Below are 17598 nucleotides of genomic sequence, written 5' to 3'. Positions count from 1 at the left end.
AGTTCAAGGGTCACATTAAATCTTAACTATTTCTCCTGGATCAATGAATCTGAGATACCATCTTTCAAACATTTTTCTGTCCGTAACATGTAGCTCGATAGGAGCATCGAGCCTCTGATACACGGCTACTATCATGTCATATTTGTGTTCGAGCCGCTGTGTTACAACGAGGATGTCTATATCGCTGGAGGCCGTCATTTTCCCCTTTACTACCGAGCCGAATAAATAAACCTCGGCCTCGGGGTCGAAGCCCTGAACTATCTCCTTGACCTGTCTAGCGAGGTCGAGGTATTTGCCGATACTTGAAAGACTAAGGCTATATTGGCTCGACAAGCGGCTTAAACACCTCCTCTATAAACTTATAAACATCCTTAGCTTCCTCGACCTCATACTGAATAGGCGCGTAGCGGGAGGATATATAGGCTTCCTCTAGTTTTGCAATATAATGTAGGTTCTTGACGTCGTTTACGAGTTTAAGAACCTCTGGACGAACTTCTCCAAGTGTCCTTATTAGGCGCCGGAGTGAGTGTGTTTTTGGGTAAAAACCCCTGAGTAACAACAATTTATATTTAAGGATTAGCTGGCAGTACTGCTCCATGCTAAACATTGCTAGATCTGCTTCTCCCTCTTCCAGCAATCTTTTAGAATTTCTGAGAAAAGCCTCTGCTCTTCTCCGCAATATGTCCAATTCCTCATAACTCATATCTCTCATGATGTAACTGGAAGTTATACCTATTTAAGGTTTCCAAGCATTGCATAACCACTGAGGCTTTTGAACAAGCATGCTTTAAAGGGAAATCCCAAAGGCGATAGCTATTTCTTTTATTTTCTTGTATTCCTGGAGAAAAGACAAACCCTTGCTAGTGGGTTTTATTTTTACTTCTAAACTTTGTCTCTCGATGACAACTAGGTTATTTGCCTCCAGTTCGCTCAGATATTTTGATAGCCTGTCATAGGAGAGGTTTGCAGCTGTAAGTAGCTGGCTTATGTTCATTTCTCCGCTTTGTGCCAGTGCCTCTAATATGTCTGCAAGTATCTGTAGCTTTGACCGTCGCTCCTTCATGGGGTTTTTCCCACCTTTAACGCTAACCAGAGGAACACGTAGAGGCCGGCAATGTATACTAGCCGCGAGAACAGAACGATTAGCTCGTCCCTTAGTAAGAATGCCAAAATGCTCAGAATGTTTGAGAGTAGAAAGAGGATGAAAGCTAATAGTGGTGCAAGGGTCAAGCTCTGTTTGTTCTTGGTGTATATGGCAAAGGCGTTCAGGCTTATATATACCAGGATTGAGGCTGAAAAAATGTTAACCATGGGAAATGTCAAGGGTAATCTTCTCACCTGGAAAACTATTATCGATGCCAGAGCTTTCTCTTTCCCAAAAAGCTCCATAGTGTATCCCAGTGCGATAACTAGGAAGCCAAGTATTTCCAGGACTTGGGACAGAAGGGCTACAGAGTGGTTTAGAAAGAAGAAGAAAAAGCTAGGTCTCGGCGTAAAAATTATTGTCAAGAATAGGAAAAAGCGTCCAAACTCTCCTAGGCCCAGAATAGTAAAACCCGTGAAAAAATATAGGAAGAGGCTATTCCCCGAGATCCTGTAGGCTCGATAAAGCAGAACGCTGAGCGCCGCCAAGGAAAGGATCCCCACGAAATCAAGTATTGGCAAGGCTAGGTGGAATGGCTCGAACGGCATCACTTTTCACTGTCGAGCTAATAATCAACTTCAAGATAAGTCTTTCCAAAGTTGTAGCCAAGCTTCATATCGAAAAGTTAATGTGTACATAGACAATCTCAATATGTGTGTGACACTCTTGTTGCCTTAAAAGGCTATACAAAAGGAAACGTCACCATTTTTGCTAAGAACAGCGATCGAGAACCCAACGAGGCACAGGTCCTAGAGTACATTCCCCCCGCACAGCACACAGAGGAAAAAGTCATAACAACCTACCTATACGTCGAACAAGTAGACAAAACCTATGGCGTCCTTATTTCACGCCCCTTCTGGATGTGGGGGGCAGAAATGGGCGTAAACGAGCATGGGGTAGCAATAGGGAACGAGGCTGTTTTTACTCGCGAGAAATATGCCGATAAGGGTCTAACTGGTATGGATCTGCTTAGGCTGGCGCTCGAAAGATCCAGGACTGCAAAAGAAGCGCTGGAATGGATTACAGGATTGCTCGAGGAATATGGTCAGGGAGGCAACTGTAGCTATTTTGGCAAGATGTTTTACCACAACTCTTTCATTATAGCTGACCCAAGGGAAGCATGGGTTCTGGAAACAGTCGGCAAGCACTGGGTAGCAGAGAGGGTTAAAGATGTTAGAACAATTTCCAACGCTCTCTCCATAGGTGAAAAATGGGACCTGTCCTCTGACGGCCTAGAAGAATACATGAAGCAGAAAAACTGCGGAAAAAGCTTCAAAGACTGTTTCTCAGACAGGGTCTACACGTGGGTTTCCAAGGGTAGGGAAAGACAACAATACACACAAAAACAGCTAGAAAACAATCTTGGAAAAATAGACTTTTTCCTCGTAGCAAAAATTATGAGGAGCCACAGCCACGAACCCTACGATCCCTCTAGAGGCTCAAACAGGGACATATGTATGCATGCTGGCGGCTTTACGAGGCCCTCCCAGACAGCCTCCTCAATGATAGCTTTGCTATTTGAGGACGCTCCACTCGTATTTGCTACTGGAACCAGCCTCCCATGCATAAGCATGTACAAGCCAGTATTCCTAAATGCAGGGCTCCCAGATCTTGGTCCTAAGCCCGCAAGTGCCTACGATGAGGGACAAAGTATATGGTGGAGGCACGAGATGCTTGCAAGAAAACTTGTCTATAATTATCCCAGATATGCCCCAAGGATAGCTAGTGAGTTGCAGAGCTTGGAGAGAGATTACTACGAAAAAGCACTAGAGGCGCGCGAGGGATACCTACAGGGAAAAATCGACGCTGAGGCATTAAAGAAACTTACAGCTGAAGCATTTGAAAAGGCGTCTACCATTGAGGAAAAATACATAAGGGAAATAGACAAGGGAAGAAGCTTTAACGTACCCTACATGCTGTACTGGAGAAAAACAAACAAAAAAGCCAATATTTGAAAAAAATTATTTGTTTTCTTGTCTACGTACGAAGAACATGTAGGACAATACAACGAAGACTACAATGTATATTGTGGGAACCAGTATCGCGGTCCAGTTCTGAGCTATTACAGCACCTATATCTAAGTTGCTTTGTTGCCTCTGGACAGTAAAGATTGCGTTGGCTAATGTATTAAACTGTGCGTTGGGCGATATAAGCTGGACTGTTCCCGTTATCTGTCTATAGTTTCGCTCGTACTGCTGGAGCCGGGGTGGAAGCTGTGCTGGTCTTGTAGCATTTATGCCGGTTGGGAGGGCGGGCGGCTAGCCGAGTATGCTACTGGCTACGAATGCAGAGATTAAGGGCATTACGAATGTGAAAAATATCCAGACTACTACCGCCACTACGAGTGCATAGCCTGACCGGTTTGTGTTTACCGAGACAAAGAGTGAAATTGCGTAATATGTAAGTGCTAGTAGAATTGCCGGCACCAATAGGAAAAGCAGTCTAGCTAGGCCGTCTCCCGTCAAATTAGCTTTTTGTAGGACTAGGGTTATGGGGATTCCAATTACGAATGATATGCCGATAGCCAAAAGTATGAGTATTGTCCCAGCCAATATCTTGCCATTTAACAAGTCGTCCCGATAGATTGGCCTAGAAAGTATGAGTCTCAATGTTCCTTTTCTTGCGCGCTAAGCCCACGTCTTCGGGCCTTGGCCCCTTGTTGGTATTTGTGAATGGGAAGCTTATGTAGGTCAAGATTGGTATAGTTATGTTCCTCACGGGCAGGGAGTACTGGACAGCGTAGTCGAGGGTTATGTTTCCAAGGAAGACCGGGTAGCCTGTCTTGCCGTAAGTGAACTGTATTGTCTTGTCCACGTAGCCAGCCTTGGAGACCCTAAGCGTATATGTGCCCGGCAGCAAGGCTACCTGGAAGAACCCATTGGGACCAGTAGTTGTCATAGCTACAACGCCGCTGTTAGAGTCTAGCACTGTGACCACTTCGCCTCCAACAGGATTGCCATTGGGATCAACAATATAGCCATAGGCTCCTGAGTCTGCGTAGAGCATGGGAGCAAACAGCATTAACATGGCCAAAGTTAGTGCCATTAGTAGTGTGTATTTCGTCATAGCAGGTGTGTTAACTGGGCATATATTTTAAGTAGTATGTACGAAAAATCCATTCATAGATATTCTTGTTTCTTAAAACAAAGATTTATGCCTTTGCTTGTTACTGGCTGAGGGAATATTATGCCTAATACTTGTTTAAAAAAGTAACCCAGCAACTACCAAGGAGAAAAACATGGATAGGCATATATAGATTAGCCGTTTCTCATATACATGATGAATCTGCCAGATGCCTTATTATTAGCCGTGCTGGGCTTTATAACGGCTGTATGGGGCTACAAGCTTGCACGTCTATGGGTATCACTCTTGTCTGGAATAGCGCTTGGATATGTTTTTTACCAGTACTCTTCCCACGAGCTCCAAGCTGTTTTAACACCGCTTGTTCTCTTCGTTATAGGCTTAATAGTGGGCGCGATGATAGGCTTCGCGATTTTTAGGCTTGCCATTTCCCTTGTAGCAGGCTTCGCTATAGCCCAGTCATTGATAAGTGCGGGCCTCTTTGTGGCGAACGAGACAGTTCTGATTGTCCTCACAATAGTATTTGCAATGATCCTCTATGCAATAGTTGACAAGCTCCTAGCCTTAGTGTTCATAATTGGGGGAGCTGCACTCTTCTTCATAGGTCTCCTAGCAGTACATCTACCCATGATAATTGTTGCTATACTCACATTGCTAATAATCGTTCTAGGCATCTACAAAAACATTAGTAGATAGCTCTTCTTTTTCTCATAAAACAAATAGTGAACCTGAGGACGGTAAAGCTTAATAGCTACTAGAGTCTAGACTAGCACATGCCGGTAGACACGGGTTTTCCAGCTCCAGACTTCGAGGCAGAAAGCACGAAGGGTAAGATAAAGTTATCTAGTCTGAGAGGAAAAAGAGTCGTCTTATACTTCTATCCCAAGGCCTTCACACCGGGATGCTCGAGAGAGACGCAGAGATTCTCGGAGATGTATGAAAAATTCAGAGAGCTAAACGCGGAAGTGATAGGGGTAAGCGCCGACAAGCTCCCCACACAGGAAAAATTCGCCCAAAAGTACAATGTGAGCTTTCCACTCGTGGCCGACCCAGAGCTAAACATCATTCGTGCCTACGGCGTCCTCTGCGAGTCTGGCAAAAGCGCCTCAAGGGTTACCTTTATCATAGACGAGAACGGAGTGATAAAAGCCGTAATAAAAGGACTCAAGAAGCCAGAGGAACATGCCGACAAAGCTCTTAATCTATTAACGGCTTTTTAAAGTGAGATGAGATTTCAAATAATTCAATTGGAAAATTAGATAATGTCATCAGCTAGTATCATTAGTTTCAAAGCTGAATATGGAAATATTTAAATACATGGATATAGAATATGATGTAGTGTAAATTGATGTACACTAGAGTTGTTTTAGGCATATTGTTAACTATAGTGATTTTTGGCATATTTTCAAGTGTAAAGCTGGTATCTGCTGACGGAAATATTCAGAGCGAAATTGAGGAAGGAAAGAAATTAGTAGAGAGTGGGATTAGTTGTGATAAATTAAGCGATGAGCAACTCGAAGCAATTGGAGAATATATAATGGAGCTAATGCATCCAGGTGGAGCCCACGAAATCGTGCATAAAATGATGGGCATTGAAGAAGGGACAGAATATCATAAACAATTTCACATAAATTTGGCAAGAAGGATGTATTGCGGCGAAGTAGCAACGATGGGACCTGGATATATGATGGTATGGAGGTCTCCTCCACGAGGAATAAACGAAAATTGGTGTCCTGGATGTGGATGGAATTGGTGGTATCCTGGATTGGGATGGATCGTTTGGATCATGTTCTCCATTGTGTTGATTGTTGCTCTTATAATTCTAATTTATTTAGGATTCATAAAACATGAGAAAGTGGATCCAGGAAAAAAGGGTAATATTCTAGTGATTGTTTTAGTTTTACTAATCCTGCCATTTCTTTTTACTTTTGGCTGGGGATTTGGATTCATGAGTGGTATGATGTTTTTTGCTCTCATCTTCATGGTACTTGTATTTGTTCTTATAGTCTGGTTAATAGTATCTTTAACTCAAGCCATTGGAGGAGCTAGAAATCAATGAAAGATAAGCTCTACAAAAATTTATTTATCCCCTCGGTATAACCTTATTACTGATGGCTTTAATTACTTTTTTTGGTCACGCGGCTTTCGAACTGGTGCTTAAAGGACTAGATGGACAAGAAAAGAGGGTTCTCGTAGACCCTTGGCTCGAAAACTCACTAAGCCCCGTAAAGCCCTCCGCATATAGGGGTACAAGAGTCGACTATATCATTGTTACGCATGACCATGGGGACCACCTGGGGAACAGCTTTGAGATCGCAAAAATGACGGGCGCCAAGTTTGTAGCCATATATGAGCTGGCAGAGGAAGCATCCAGCCAGGGCATAGAGGCTATAGGCGCCAACATTGGCGGCCCCCTCAGCGTGCAAGACCTTAAGATTATATTTACGCCCGCGGTGCACAGCTCCTCTAAAGGCACCCCGACAGGGGTCGTAGTTTCTGGTAAAGATGCAACGATATATCATGCCGGCGACACGGGTCTCTTCGGGGACATGGCTCTCATAGGGGAGCTCTACAAGCCAGACGTGGCCTTTCTACCAATAGGCGGGCACTTCACTATGGGCATCAACGAGGCAGCGAAGGCCGTCCAGCTGATAAAGCCAAGGATAGCTATCCCGATGCACTACAATACTTTCCCAGTTATAAGGGCGGATCCAGAAGAATTCAAGCAGTTGGTCGAGAAAACCACCAGCACAAGAGTTGTTGTCTTGAAGCCTGGAGAAAAATATTCGCTCTAAGGGAAGCATTTTTTATGAGTTTACACAAAATTTAGGCACATCCTTAAGCTACTATATAATTGCGATTTTTCTAGGAAAATATAGCAACTAGATATAAAGCATATCTGTAGCATTAAAGGAGGCGTATTTTTCGGATAACCTACACGGTTGTCTTTTGTCAAGCCTTCAGCAATCGATCCCCCTCTTCTCTAGTTCTTCAACAACCTTGGTTGCGAGGCGCGCAACTTCCCTATATTTCTTATTGGTTATAATGTCCAAAACAATGCTAGAGTCAACATCACTATATTCGTGTACAACCACGTTCCGGAAACCTACTATTCGGCGATAGAGATCCAAATCCATGTCAGTAATTATGTCTTTAGCCCTCAACTTAAGTCCAGCATCAATATATCCGTCCACCCCAAGGCCTAGAGTAGAAGAGGCTCTAGCAAATATATCCATCAAAACTTGGGCCTGGGTCTGCAACAAGTGTAGAGCCGCATAATACTTATACTCATCTTCTAGGTCTTCAGGCTTGAGCCCGTCGAGCAAGCTTGTGTAGTATAGCAAATTATCGAGCAAGCGCTTTAGGACTCCCAACGCTTGGTCACCGCTTCGACCTGTACCTCTAACAGTCTCAGTTTTTTGGCGTCTATCATAAAGTCAAAGCAGGGAAACAAAATCCTCATCTGCAATTCGAGAAAGCTCTCGAAGTCTTTGACGTAGATAGGTTTACCCTTCCCGAGTATCTCAATGAGTAGCGTGCACGGCAACTTCTCGTATCGGTTTAACACGACGATGTCAACGGCTTCCTCGGGCACGCCTAGCCGCTTGGACAGCGAGTACTGGAGGTCGGCGACTCTGGCAAACAGCTCGTCAAAGCCTTTTAACTCCTCTAGCCAAACAGCGATATCCCAATCGCCTCTGAAAACTTTGCCACTCACTCTAGAGCCAAAGAGAACCGCGAAAGCAACTCCAAAGTCCTTCCAGTTGAAACTTTTCAGCGTATCTAAAGATTGTTCCATAAAAATAATGATCAAGGCTGGGAATTTAAACCTACTCTAAAATAAGGTCACTGGCCATGAGCAACATCTCTGCCAGTATTACATCCTTTATTGGAAAAGCTACGCGCTTAAAACAAACATGTTTTATTGAACTTCTACCCAGCCGTCTGCGTGGACTCTCACATTTTCCCCAGTAAAATTTTTTCTGGGACTTCTTCTCCAAGCCACTCGACAAGGACTATTCTTGCGTTGAACCAGTTATTTGCCAGTAAAACTCCGCTTAACGTAAGGGTATCAACGGTATGGGGCAGCGCGCGGGAGAACAGGATAGAAAGTGAAACGTGTCTATTTTTTGCCCATGTTTAATATTTCTCTGATTCCCTCCTCTAGGCTTACTGAAGGATTATAGCCCAGTTCCTTTTTTGCGCGGTTTATGTTTGCCTGTGAGTGCTTTATGTCCCCTGGCCGGGGAGGTCCATGTACTGGCTCGACGTTTTCCTTTCCTGCGAGTTTTAGAATCAAGTGTGCAAGATCGTTTATGGTTACAGCTACGCCACTCCCAACATTGTATATCCCGGATGCATTGTCTGATTCGAGCGCCTTGATTATGGCTTCTGCGACGTCTTTTACGTGGACAAAGTCTCTCGTCTGCTTCCCGTCCCCAAATATTATGGGCGGCTCGCCACTTGCAGCCCTCTTGACGAATTCTGTGATTACTCCAGCATAAGCCTTGGACTGCCGTGGCCCATACACGTTGAAGAACCTAAGGATGACCGGCCTGTAGCCGTAGAGGTTTCCATATGCCTGTACAAATGCCTCGCCAGCTATCTTTGTGGCGGCGTAGGGAGACTTGGGGCTTAAGGGGTGGTCTTCCCCAATGGGGATCCTGACGGGTTCACCATATACTGCGCACGTGGATGCAAATATGAATGCCGAGACTTTTCTAGAGGCTCTTGTCACGTTAAATGTCCCGTTTACATTGACGTCGAGGTATAGCTCAGGCTTTTCTACAGATTCTGCCACGTCTATTAGGGCGGCTAGGTGAACCACAGCATCTACCCCTTTGAGAGCCCCCTCCATGACATTTTTGTCCCTTATGTCTCCCTTAATGAACTCTATAGAGCCGAGGACCTCTCTGATATTTTCTAGGGATCCGTTTGACAGGTTATCAAGTACCCGTACGCTGTATCCCGACTTGACGAGTTCTTTTACGAGGTGGCTCCCGATGAAGCCAGCGCCTCCAGTTACCAGTATCGTTTCTGGCATTTATCTTCTCAAGGCTAAACAAATTTAAAATTTTTAAAAATAGTGTTGCCTGTATATGCGTGTCTAGCGAGGTACGCAGGCTTGCCTACCCCATGCTTGTGGGCGTTATAGCAGACTCTATCCTCAGCCTTATATCGCTACTCGCAGTCTCCAGGCTCTCCAAGACAGCTGTAGCCGCAACAGGCCTAGCGTCGTACCTCTTCCTCATAATCAATGCTGGTTCGATGATCTTTACAGGCGGAGTGATGGTTGTATGCTCCCAGGCTATAGGGAGTGGTCGACGCGACATACTTGAAAAGGCAGTGGGAGAGACACTTACAATAGCCCTGATAGTTACATTTGTCGTTTTCGCGAGCCTGCCTCTTTGGCTAAAAGGCTATCTATATCTTGTATCTCAGGGTAACCCCGAAGTTGTTGAGGCCGGCTATGAATACACGTATGCAAGACTGCTTGGCTTGCCAGCTATACTCATCAATTCGGTTCTTGGCGCCGTGTATAGGAGCCTTGACAGGCCATGGCCGCCAAGCATCTATTCGTTAGTAAGCCTAGTTGTGGGAGCAATACTTATACCGTCCCTAACTCTCGGGCTTTTTGGTCTACAGCCCCTCGGAGTGTATGGGGCGGGCCTAGCATCCGGCGTTGCAAGTCTATCTGGTCTCTTTGCGTACCTGTTTTTCCCTCTTAATGTCTCTCTGAGGCCCCGCCTCCCATCAACTACTGGGTTGCGCGTCCTATATGTTGGGTTGCCAATCGCGTCTGAGAGGATTGTCGCTAGCCTAGCCCAGAACATATACATAAATGCTGTAGCCAGGAGTGGGACAAACGCCCTCGCTGCTCACAACATTGGGATAACTATTGAGAACCTAATTATTCAGCCTAGCTTTGCAGTCAGCACGGCGACTCTGATAAAAACAGGTCAAGGCACGGGAAGGCTCGACGAAAATATGACAAACAACGTGTTGCGGGAAGGTGTGAAGCTAGCTACCACTTGGATGGGAATAGCTACCATGATCCTCATAGCTATATCGCCTTTTGCTGGAAACTTTTTCACAGCCGACGCCGACGTGGCCCGTCTAACCACTATCTACCTGGTGCTCGCAGCGATAAGCGAGATAGGTTTCGGGATAAGCCAGGCATACTTTGGGGCGATCAGGGGGATGGGAAGCGTGTGGATACCATTCATACTTAGTAGCTTCTCGGTAATCTTCCTGCGTGCTTTGCCTGCACAGCTTCTGTCCATCTATTTTGGAGCTGTCGGTGCATGGGTCACACAGAACACGGACATGTATGGGAGAGCCTTTTTGTCCTATGTTGTCTGGAAGAAGCTTGGCGCCAAAAAACTGATGAAAAGAGTTTACTAAAGCTTTTTAGGGCTCAGCGGGAGTTTTGCCCTGGGTTTTTATTATTGGCTTTGCCCATTTTCCTAGGCTAACCCAGACAAGCATGATAAGACCACCAACGACATTGCTAAGCATTATGCCTATCCACAGGCCCCTGGGACCCATACCCATTAGGAATGCAAGTAGATATGAAAGAGCTATTCTGAGAGCCCACAGCCTAAACATCCCGAGGACTGTGGGGATAAGCGTGCTGCCAGAGCCCCTCCCAATATTCATCCCGGCAATAAACATTGCGAAGAAGGGAAGCCCAACAAGTATAGTGTCTAGAAACTCCATCGAAAGCGATTGTACCTGTGGGTTGGAGGTGAATACACTTATTATGGAGAGCCTGAAGGGGTAGATAACTGTCACTCCTAGGGCAACAATAGACGCTACGAAGAGTGTTCCCTTAATTGCCGCCTCCCTTGCACGTTTTATGTTTCCGGCTCCAAGGCTTTGTCCAACGATTATGGCTATTGACCCCAGCAGGCCCCACATTATCCCGTCGGCCAAGTCTAGAACTATCATGCCTATAGAATATGCCGTGGTCACTAGGACACCGAACTCATTCACCATTCTCTGCTGGATGATAAATGCAAGGCTATTTGTAGACATTGAAAGCGTGACGGGCCCCCCGATCCGGAGAACTTTTACAAGCCATTCCCTTGGAAAATCAAGAACCAGCGAAGGCATAGCCTCGGGTATCCTCCTTTTAATCAATGTGTAAAGGCCGATTATCGACAAGGATAAGCCGATAGTGTCAGTAAGAGCGGCTCCCATTGCCCCGAATCTAGGAACAAAGCCAATACCAAGGATAAAAACGGGGTCCAGAACCGTGTTCACAGTTACAGAGGCGATGTTAATCAAGGAGGGAAGCCTAGTTTCACCAATACTGTTTATAACAAGGCTGAGAGACATTGAGATGCTAGATAAAATAATGTTAAACCCTGAGACAAGCGTGTAGCGCATAACTTCATCCCTTATCTCGGGCGGGGTAGCCACGATATAAGTGAAAATGTAGTCCCGCAAAGCCAAGAATAACGTAGCAACTGAGACCCCAATTATTAATGACGCTGTCAAAATCCTAGAGGATTCCCTCTTCACTTCACGATACATGCCTGCACCCATATACTGCGAGACAAAAGCCGCCCCAGCAGTTGAAACAAGAGAGTTCAATGCTCCGAAAAGCATCTGAACAGGAAAAACCTGCCTTGGAACAGCTACAGTCAACTGGTCATAGAGAACAAGCCAAAAAGAATTCAAGACACTATACATGACGTTAACCAGCTGTGCAACCATCGGGCCAGCTCCTAGGCTCAGCAAAGTAACTATGACAGACCCTTCAAGCACTTTTTCCCTGTAATTCTCGAGATTGTGACGGCTCATATGCTATACCCTTTAGGTTAGGAATTCTTCTTCCCTCGAAGACAATTCAGCTAAAGGAATTAACGGTGGAATTAAAACTTTTTTATCTATACTTGAGAGCTATCTTTAGACTGCTATATAGATAGGTCAAAATCTATTGGAATAAAAACTTATTTGTAAATATGGTAATTGACTTCACAAATCCAAATGTGTCTAAGAGCCTTTGCTAGATACTTTTTTGAACCTGTAGCGAAAGCAAAGAATAGCCGTCATCTCCGACCCTGTATGCAGCCATAGTGAGGCTCGAGGGGGAGTAGCCCACTATGAGCCATACTTCTCCTGGACACTCGAGCATCCTGTGCCTGTCGGACGGCGAGGGAAGGGGCTCCGCGTCTGGGTGGCTGTGGTACAGGCCGATGTATTCTAGGCCCTGTTTCTGTGCTTCGAGTATTTTTCCTATCCATTCTTTTTCGTCTATCCAGAACTCTGTCCTTGATTCTTTTATGTTTCTGAGGGGGAGTATCCTCGTAACTATCGCTATACCGTTTTCTATTCTTCCAAGGAGTATTCCGCAAGCCTCTAGTGGGTACTTTTCTGATATGTGGTGGTATAGGTCCAGGTATGCTTCTCTAGAGAGCCTCAGAACGTATATCTTAACGATTGGGACGACTGAGTGATCTATTTGCAAGTTCATCCCCGTGTCTCGTCTTGAGTGAGATATATTCTCTTTGCAGGAGGATAAGGCGGTAGGGAGTCATTTTTGTCCCTAGTAGATCTTCACGTAGTCTACTTCTATACATGTTGTGTTCCTGTTTTCCTGTGTAAGGTGCCTATAGACTCTTCCAGCGTCCCTCGGGTTATAGCCAAATACAGCATTGTCTATCCAGATGTCTGCTCTGGCTTTTGTCCCCTGGGCTGGCGGAGGTAGCCTTGCAACTTGGTTGCCGTCTATGTGGAAGTTTACGCCTGTTTTTCTCCACTCAACCTTGTAGATGTGCCACTCAGTGAGGTCGAGCGTCTGGAGTGACGGTTTAGCGGAGTGTATGAGGACACCTAGCTTTCCAAGTGTCAAGCGTGATGCATAGCTGAGAAGTGCAATGTTGCCCCTATAGACCTTTATGGGATAGAGGTGTTTTCCTACCTGTGCAAAGAAGCCCTGAAACATGTATGGGCCCCTGCTCTGCAGGTGGATAAACCACATACACATGTTTTTGTCGAACTGCATCGTGTGGTTCCAGAAGCCCCAGCCAGCGCTACCATAATGGTTCCCAGTCATCCTTAGCTTTGCCTCAAATGTTTTCTCGACCCAGGGAAGGTCATCGAATAGCCCGTCCGAGAGCTCTGCGTTTGAATAGTAAAGTGCCTCTGTAGGGCCACTGCAGAGTCTTAGGATGCTTTTTTCCTGGCTAATCGATGCATAGTTATCTGTCCTATAGTTCCAGTGGTCACTTTCTCCATTAAAATCGTCAAAAAATTCGACAGGGCTTGTTTCTCCCATCAGGATATAGAGTCACGGGAACATTTTAATTTTTTGTCTAAGCTTTATGGCTTCCTATAGGATAGGTATAGCCTTTGCCTTTCCAAGATAATCCCATATCGCTCAATGTTAAGATTTTTTAATAGGTTCTTGATATAGGTAAATGTGAGATTCCCAGGTTTAATTGAGAAGGAGTCCCTAGAGGATCCTCTACGTCTACTTGCAACGTTCTGCAGTGAGGAGCACCTAGATAGGCTCAAAGAGATCAAGAACCCGAGGCTCTGGAGAGACATAGCAGAGGTGGCGCTGGTAGCTAGGCCTGCAAGCATATATGTAAATACGGGGAGCGACGAGGACAAGGACTATATCCGTAAGAGGGCACTTGAGAACAGGGAGGAATATCCTACAGTGCATCCCATGCATACAGTGCACTTTGATGGGCCAAAGGATCTTGCACGTGACAAGGGGAATACGAGGATACTTTATCCTGGAGGCAGGCAGGTCCCCCTCATCAACACCTTTGACCGTGACGCTGGGCTAACCGAGATAGGAAAGCTGTTTAGGGGAGTAATGAGTGGAAAAGAAATGTTTGTGTCCTTCTACCTCTATGGTCCTAGATACTCCAAGCTGTCTCTTTACGGTGTCCAGATAACTGACTCTGCCTATGTGGCTCACAGCGAGGAAATTCTCTACAGGAACGGCTACAGGGACTTTGTAGAGAAAGGTGAAGAACTGGAATATATGCTCTTTATCCATTCTGCCGGCGAGCGAGACGAGAACGGCTGGAGCAAGAACGTTGAAAACAGGAGGATATTCATTGACTTAGAGGGAAACTCTGTATACAGTGTCAACACGCAGTACGCCGGCAACACTGTTGGCCTGAAAAAGCTTGCGCTTAGGCTTGCTGTCTACAAGGGCTATAGGGAAGTCTGGCTTGCAGAGCACATGTTCATTGTTGGCGTGAAGGGGAGGGGTGGAAGAATCTCTTACTTCACGGGAGCCTATCCCGCAGGATGCGGTAAAACCTCTACAGCTATGATTGCCGACACTGTCGTTGGAGACGACCTGGCAATAATACATGCGGTGAATGGTGAGGCTAGGGCTGTAAACCCAGAAGTTGGCATGTTCGGAATCATAGATGATGTGAATCCGCGGGACGACCCAGAAATTTACAGCATACTTGTAAACCCCTCTGCAGAAGTAATATTTAGCAACGTCCTGCTGATGGAGGACGGCAATGTCTGGTGGCGCGGGAAACCAGGAGAGCCGAAAAAAGGCATCAACTATGCTGGGGAATGGTGGCCGGGAAAAAAGGACGAAAACGGAAAAGAAATACTTCCCTCCCATCCAAACGCGAGGTTCACTGTCAGCATAAGGCACTTGTCGAAGCTTGACCCAAGGATAGACGACCCGGAAGGCGTCCCCGTGTCTGGCTTCATTTTTGGAGGCAGAGACCCCTCGACTCTGCCGCCCGTCCTGGAGGCCTTCGACTGGAAGCACGGAATAGTAACAATGGGCGCATCGCTTGAAAGCGAAAGGACAGCCGCTGTCCTTGGCCAGGTAGGTGTAATGGAGCTAAACCCCTACGCCATTCTTGACTTCTTGCCAATCTCTGTTGGAGCCTTTACAGCTCTTCACTTTGAATTTGAGAAGAAGCTTGCTAGGTCTCCGAAGATATTCAGCGTGAACTATTTCCTACGTGAAGATGGAAAGTTCCTAGCCGAGAAAAGGGACAAGATTGTCTGGCTAAAATGGATGGAGCAGAGAGTCCACGGCGAGGCTCAGGCCATAGAGACGCCTGTAGGCTATATCCCGACATACGAGGATCTAAGGGAAATCTTCGCAAGGGAGCTGGGGAAAGAATTCAAAGAAGACCTCTACGAGAAAATGTTCACAATACGTGTCAAAGGCTTCCTCGAAAAAATCGAGAGAGTTACAAAGATATATTCCACTATCCCAGACACTCCCAGAGAATTTTTTGAGATAATGGACAAGCAAACCCAGGGGCTCAAAGCTCTAGAGGCAATGCACGGGCAAAAGGTCAGTCCTTTCAAGTTTGACAAAAAATAGCATCCCTTTTATTTGTACAAAGCAGAAAGCCCAAACGTTTTCCTGTCTAGCCTAGTGCATGCTTTATAACGTAGTCTGTTATCCTGTCTATTTCCGCCTTAACAGATGGAGGTATGCCTTTTACCTCGAGGGTGAGGTATCCCCTTAGGAGTATGCTCCTGGCCTCTTCCTCGGTAAAGCCCCTAGCCATAAGATACTCGAGCTTCTCGCCTGACAACATTCCAATAGCGGCCTCATGCGTGAGTTCAACCTCCTGAACGCTGGTCTTAAGTATCGGTATAGTCTCTGTCGTCGACCTGTCATCGAGCATTACTCCGAGGCACTCTATGTGCCCCTTTGTGCCGCCTGCGAGGGCCTCAATGCTACTCCTAGAAATTATGCGGGATCCCTTGCTGGAAATTGTTCTAGAGACCAGCTCTGCCGAGCTACCCTCGCCTTCAAGGATTGCTCCTCCTCCAATGTCATATACTCCTGGGCCAGAGCCAGCAATGACTGAGACCAGTTTTGCGCTGGCTTTCTTCTCAAGGTGAACCATTGGGTACGTCTGTATAGATGCGACGGGGCTATAGACAGAATAATAGCTGACATATTCTCCCCCCTCCTTTACTCTCACAACTGTTCTAGGCCTGACGTGGGTCCCTTCGCCCCACGAATGAATCATTGTATATATGAGCCTCGCCTTTTCAGCGACGTAGAACTCGCTTAGCCCCACATGTAGCCCGCCTTTGACGCCATGCGGGACTAGGCATCCCGTAGTAATTATGGCTTCCGAGCCCTCGTCAAGGTAGACAATGTTGTGTGTTGTCTGGACCTGGTTCTCGGTAAAAAGGCTTAGACAAGTATATATCGGTAAGGGAACCTTGGTTCCTGGCGGCACATAGACGTAGTAGCCTGCTTCTTTCCCGTACAGGTAAGCGTACGCGGTGTACTTGTCTTGGTCGGGCCTCAAGAGGGTCCACGCAAGTTTCTCTGCGAGCTTGTCTTCCTTAAGGGCTTTAAAGAGGGGCTTGACTACCACATTGTATTCTTTGAAAAGCTTTTCCGCCATAGCCCTTGCAAAAACGGTTTCTCCCACTTGCAGATAAGTTGCCTGCTCAACGCTGATGCCTACCTTCTCTCTTGCAGACTCAGTAATCTCCTGTGAAGGCTCCCTGTAAATTATACCTCCCTCGTCTATCTTGTACCTAGACAAGTCAATGTCTGGACCATAAGGTGAGGGCTTCTCTAAAGCCCTTTTAACCTCCTCTAAATCAATCATTTTCCTCACCCTCGCCGCAGAGACCCTTATACCCTGTCTTTTCTACCACTTCCAGCACTCTACGCGGTGACGACGCTAAAACAATCCCCCCATTGCAGAGAACATGTGCCTTCTGGGCTTCCACTTTCTCCATGAGTAGCCTCGTGTGTGTAACGATGAGAATAGAGGACCCGAACTCCTTATTAATGAATCTGATCGCCTCTGCAATTAGGTTTAGGCTGTCGATGTCTACACCGCTGTCTGGCTCGTCTAGGAGGGCGAGCCTGGGACGCATGAGAGATATGAGGAAGAGCTCGGCCCTTTTGCGCTCCCCGCCACTAAACCCCCTGAAGGATTCCCTGTCGAGCAAGCGTTCTAGGTCAAGCATTTTTGCTAGCTTCTCGACATATTCGGCTGTATTGAATCTATCTGAGAGTAGTCTAGCTAGGCTTCGGAGCGATACGCCTACAAGCTCTGGAGGCAACTGGTATGCAAGAGCTATTCCTAGCCTTGCCCTCTCGTCGAGAGGCGTGAATGTCACATCTTTCCCGTCGAACAATATTTTTCCCCTTCTTATAGAGACCCTCGGGACACCCGCTATAGCTGAAAGCAGGGTAGTTTTGCCAGCGGCGTTTGGCCCCAGCAAGAAATGTATCTCCGATTCTCCCATTGAAAGATTGACGCCTCTAAGCACCTCGCGGCCGCCAACATCTACCTCTAGATCCCTTACATCTAGCAACATCACGCTCAACTCTACATAGAAAACCCAGAGCATATTAATTATTATGTGTAGCTCTCCTT

The 17598-nt window shown here is 46.3% G+C and carries 20 protein-coding genes and 1 pseudogene; 7 read left to right on the top strand and 14 right to left on the bottom strand.

Features of this window, described 5'->3' with window-relative positions; all coding sequences use genetic code 11:
- Window positions 1–15 precede the first annotated feature (15 nt).
- The 4 genes from N186_RS08700 to N186_RS08685 all read right to left on the bottom strand — a co-directional run bounded on the left by N186_RS08700 (window position 16) and on the right by N186_RS08685 (window position 1692).
- Window positions 16–333, bottom strand: a complete 318-nt coding sequence (locus N186_RS08700; RefSeq protein ID WP_020963446.1) for a nucleotidyltransferase domain-containing protein — start codon at window positions 331–333, stop codon at window positions 16–18.
- A complete protein-coding gene (locus tag N186_RS08695) occupies window positions 317–703 on the bottom strand; it encodes a HEPN domain-containing protein (protein ID WP_020963445.1) in 387 nt (128 codons plus the stop codon). Before N186_RS08695 ends, N186_RS08700 begins: the two co-directional genes overlap by 17 nt.
- An 84-nt stretch (window positions 704–787) precedes the next feature.
- A complete protein-coding gene (locus tag N186_RS08690; protein ID WP_020963444.1) occupies window positions 788–1063 on the bottom strand; it encodes a winged helix-turn-helix domain-containing protein in 276 nt (91 codons plus the stop codon).
- Window positions 1060–1692, bottom strand: coding sequence for a hypothetical protein (locus N186_RS08685; protein ID WP_020963443.1), 633 nt, complete (start codon window positions 1690–1692; stop codon window positions 1060–1062). The genes N186_RS08690 and N186_RS08685 overlap by 4 nt, the downstream gene beginning before the upstream one ends.
- Window positions 1693–1797: 105 nt before the next feature.
- Between N186_RS08685 and N186_RS08680 the strand changes: the two genes are divergently transcribed.
- The gene (locus N186_RS08680) at window positions 1798–3099 is read left to right on the top strand and encodes a C69 family dipeptidase (RefSeq protein ID WP_020963442.1); all 1302 of its coding nucleotides are present in this window, start codon (window positions 1798–1800) and stop codon (window positions 3097–3099) included.
- A gap of 6 nt (window positions 3100–3105) precedes the next feature.
- Here the strand turns inward: N186_RS08680 and N186_RS09840 are convergent.
- Window positions 3106–3714: pseudogene (locus tag N186_RS09840) on the bottom strand (ABC transporter permease).
- Between the two features lie 19 nt (window positions 3715–3733).
- Window positions 3734–4210, bottom strand: coding sequence for a carboxypeptidase-like regulatory domain-containing protein (locus N186_RS08670; RefSeq protein ID WP_020963440.1), 477 nt, complete (start codon window positions 4208–4210; stop codon window positions 3734–3736).
- A gap of 210 nt (window positions 4211–4420) precedes the next feature.
- On the opposite strand from N186_RS08670, the gene N186_RS08665 reads away from it, so the two are divergent.
- The 4 genes from N186_RS08665 to N186_RS08650 all read left to right on the top strand — a co-directional run bounded on the left by N186_RS08665 (window position 4421) and on the right by N186_RS08650 (window position 7020).
- Window positions 4421–4921 (top strand): hypothetical protein, encoded by a 501-nt coding sequence (locus tag N186_RS08665; RefSeq protein ID WP_148682184.1) that lies wholly within the window; start codon window positions 4421–4423, stop codon window positions 4919–4921.
- A gap of 77 nt (window positions 4922–4998) precedes the next feature.
- The gene (locus tag N186_RS08660; protein WP_020963438.1) at window positions 4999–5445 is read left to right on the top strand and encodes a peroxiredoxin; all 447 of its coding nucleotides are present in this window, start codon (window positions 4999–5001) and stop codon (window positions 5443–5445) included.
- 128 nt (window positions 5446–5573) lie between these two features.
- Window positions 5574–6284 (top strand): hypothetical protein, encoded by a 711-nt coding sequence (locus N186_RS08655; RefSeq protein WP_052886812.1) that lies wholly within the window; start codon window positions 5574–5576, stop codon window positions 6282–6284.
- A gap of 52 nt (window positions 6285–6336) precedes the next feature.
- On the top strand, window positions 6337–7020 hold the full coding sequence (locus tag N186_RS08650) for a metal-dependent hydrolase (protein WP_020963436.1): 684 nt from the start codon (window positions 6337–6339) through the stop codon (window positions 7018–7020).
- A gap of 165 nt (window positions 7021–7185) precedes the next feature.
- Here the strand turns inward: N186_RS08650 and N186_RS08645 are convergent, their stop codons facing one another.
- From N186_RS08645 to N186_RS08635, 3 genes are all read right to left on the bottom strand, one after another.
- Window positions 7186–7599 (bottom strand): DUF86 domain-containing protein, encoded by a 414-nt coding sequence (locus N186_RS08645; protein WP_020963435.1) that lies wholly within the window; start codon window positions 7597–7599, stop codon window positions 7186–7188.
- Complete coding sequence (locus N186_RS08640; RefSeq protein WP_052885711.1) at window positions 7587–8024, bottom strand: nucleotidyltransferase domain-containing protein; 438 nt, start codon at window positions 8022–8024, stop codon at window positions 7587–7589. Before N186_RS08640 ends, N186_RS08645 begins: the two co-directional genes overlap by 13 nt.
- A gap of 324 nt (window positions 8025–8348) precedes the next feature.
- Entirely contained in the window at window positions 8349–9269 is a 921-nt protein-coding gene (locus tag N186_RS08635; protein WP_020963433.1) for an SDR family oxidoreductase, read from the bottom strand.
- A gap of 59 nt (window positions 9270–9328) precedes the next feature.
- On the opposite strand from N186_RS08635, the gene N186_RS08630 reads away from it, so the two are divergent.
- Complete coding sequence (locus tag N186_RS08630; RefSeq protein ID WP_020963432.1) at window positions 9329–10630, top strand: MATE family efflux transporter; 1302 nt, start codon at window positions 9329–9331, stop codon at window positions 10628–10630.
- A 6-nt stretch (window positions 10631–10636) separates the two neighbouring features.
- Here the strand turns inward: N186_RS08630 and N186_RS08625 are convergent, their stop codons facing one another.
- The 3 genes from N186_RS08625 to N186_RS08615 form a co-directional block, all read right to left on the bottom strand.
- On the bottom strand, window positions 10637–12034 hold the full coding sequence (locus N186_RS08625) for an MATE family efflux transporter (RefSeq protein WP_020963431.1): 1398 nt from the start codon (window positions 12032–12034) through the stop codon (window positions 10637–10639).
- Between the two features lie 205 nt (window positions 12035–12239).
- Complete coding sequence (locus N186_RS08620; protein ID WP_020963430.1) at window positions 12240–12707, bottom strand: M67 family metallopeptidase; 468 nt, start codon at window positions 12705–12707, stop codon at window positions 12240–12242.
- Window positions 12708–12779: 72 nt separating this feature from the next.
- Window positions 12780–13511 carry a LamG domain-containing protein gene (locus tag N186_RS08615; RefSeq protein ID WP_020963429.1) on the bottom strand — a complete coding sequence of 244 codons (732 nt, stop codon included), beginning with the start codon at window positions 13509–13511 and terminating at the stop codon, window positions 12780–12782.
- Between the two features lie 144 nt (window positions 13512–13655).
- Here N186_RS08615 and N186_RS08610 point away from each other — a divergent pair, with 144 nt between their 5' ends.
- A complete protein-coding gene (locus N186_RS08610; RefSeq protein ID WP_020963428.1) occupies window positions 13656–15560 on the top strand; it encodes a phosphoenolpyruvate carboxykinase (GTP) in 1905 nt (634 codons plus the stop codon).
- A 46-nt stretch (window positions 15561–15606) separates the two neighbouring features.
- Here N186_RS08610 and N186_RS08605 read toward each other — a convergent pair whose 3' ends face one another.
- Together N186_RS08605 and N186_RS08600 are read right to left on the bottom strand one after the other, a co-directional pair.
- Window positions 15607–16818 (bottom strand): SufB/SufD family protein, encoded by a 1212-nt coding sequence (locus N186_RS08605; protein ID WP_020963427.1) that lies wholly within the window; start codon window positions 16816–16818, stop codon window positions 15607–15609.
- Window positions 16811–17539, bottom strand: coding sequence for an ATP-binding cassette domain-containing protein (locus tag N186_RS08600; protein WP_240366760.1), 729 nt, complete (start codon window positions 17537–17539; stop codon window positions 16811–16813). The genes N186_RS08605 and N186_RS08600 overlap by 8 nt, the downstream gene beginning before the upstream one ends.
- Window positions 17540–17598: the final 59 nt, after the last annotated feature.

Origin of the sequence: Thermofilum adornatum, from assembly GCF_000446015.1 — an archaeon.
Lineage (GTDB): Archaea > Thermoproteota > Thermoprotei > Thermofilales > Thermofilaceae > Thermofilum > Thermofilum adornatum.
The sequence above is the reverse complement of the archived record's forward strand: the minus strand, read 5'-3'. Positions and strand labels throughout refer to the sequence as shown.

What these genes read in the sequence shown, in the direction of transcription:
- N186_RS08695 (WP_020963445.1), bottom strand. Translation starts at nt 703, where the DNA reads ATGAGTTATGAGGAATTGGACATATTGCGGAGAAGAGCAGAGGCTTTT.
- N186_RS08690 (WP_020963444.1), bottom strand. Translation starts at nt 1,063, where the DNA reads ATGAAGGAGCGACGGTCAAAGCTACAGATACTTGCAGACATATTAGAG.
- N186_RS08685 (WP_020963443.1), bottom strand. Translation starts at nt 1,692, where the DNA reads ATGCCGTTCGAGCCATTCCACCTAGCCTTGCCAATACTTGATTTCGTG.
- N186_RS08670 (WP_020963440.1), bottom strand. Translation starts at nt 4,210, where the DNA reads ATGACGAAATACACACTACTAATGGCACTAACTTTGGCCATGTTAATG.
- N186_RS08665 (WP_148682184.1), top strand. Translation starts at nt 4,421, where the DNA reads ATGATGAATCTGCCAGATGCCTTATTATTAGCCGTGCTGGGCTTTATA.
- N186_RS08660 (WP_020963438.1), top strand. Translation starts at nt 4,999, where the DNA reads ATGCCGGTAGACACGGGTTTTCCAGCTCCAGACTTCGAGGCAGAAAGC.
- N186_RS08655 (WP_052886812.1), top strand. Translation starts at nt 5,574, where the DNA reads ATGTACACTAGAGTTGTTTTAGGCATATTGTTAACTATAGTGATTTTT.
- N186_RS08650 (WP_020963436.1), top strand. Translation starts at nt 6,337, where the DNA reads ATGGCTTTAATTACTTTTTTTGGTCACGCGGCTTTCGAACTGGTGCTT.
- N186_RS08640 (WP_052885711.1), bottom strand. Translation starts at nt 8,024, where the DNA reads ATGGAACAATCTTTAGATACGCTGAAAAGTTTCAACTGGAAGGACTTT.
- N186_RS08635 (WP_020963433.1), bottom strand. Translation starts at nt 9,269, where the DNA reads ATGCCAGAAACGATACTGGTAACTGGAGGCGCTGGCTTCATCGGGAGC.
- N186_RS08625 (WP_020963431.1), bottom strand. Translation starts at nt 12,034, where the DNA reads ATGAGCCGTCACAATCTCGAGAATTACAGGGAAAAAGTGCTTGAAGGG.
- N186_RS08620 (WP_020963430.1), bottom strand. Translation starts at nt 12,707, where the DNA reads ATGAACTTGCAAATAGATCACTCAGTCGTCCCAATCGTTAAGATATAC.
- N186_RS08615 (WP_020963429.1), bottom strand. Translation starts at nt 13,511, where the DNA reads ATGGGAGAAACAAGCCCTGTCGAATTTTTTGACGATTTTAATGGAGAA.
- N186_RS08605 (WP_020963427.1), bottom strand. Translation starts at nt 16,818, where the DNA reads ATGATTGATTTAGAGGAGGTTAAAAGGGCTTTAGAGAAGCCCTCACCT.
- N186_RS08600 (WP_240366760.1), bottom strand. Translation starts at nt 17,539, where the DNA reads ATGTTGCTAGATGTAAGGGATCTAGAGGTAGATGTTGGCGGCCGCGAG.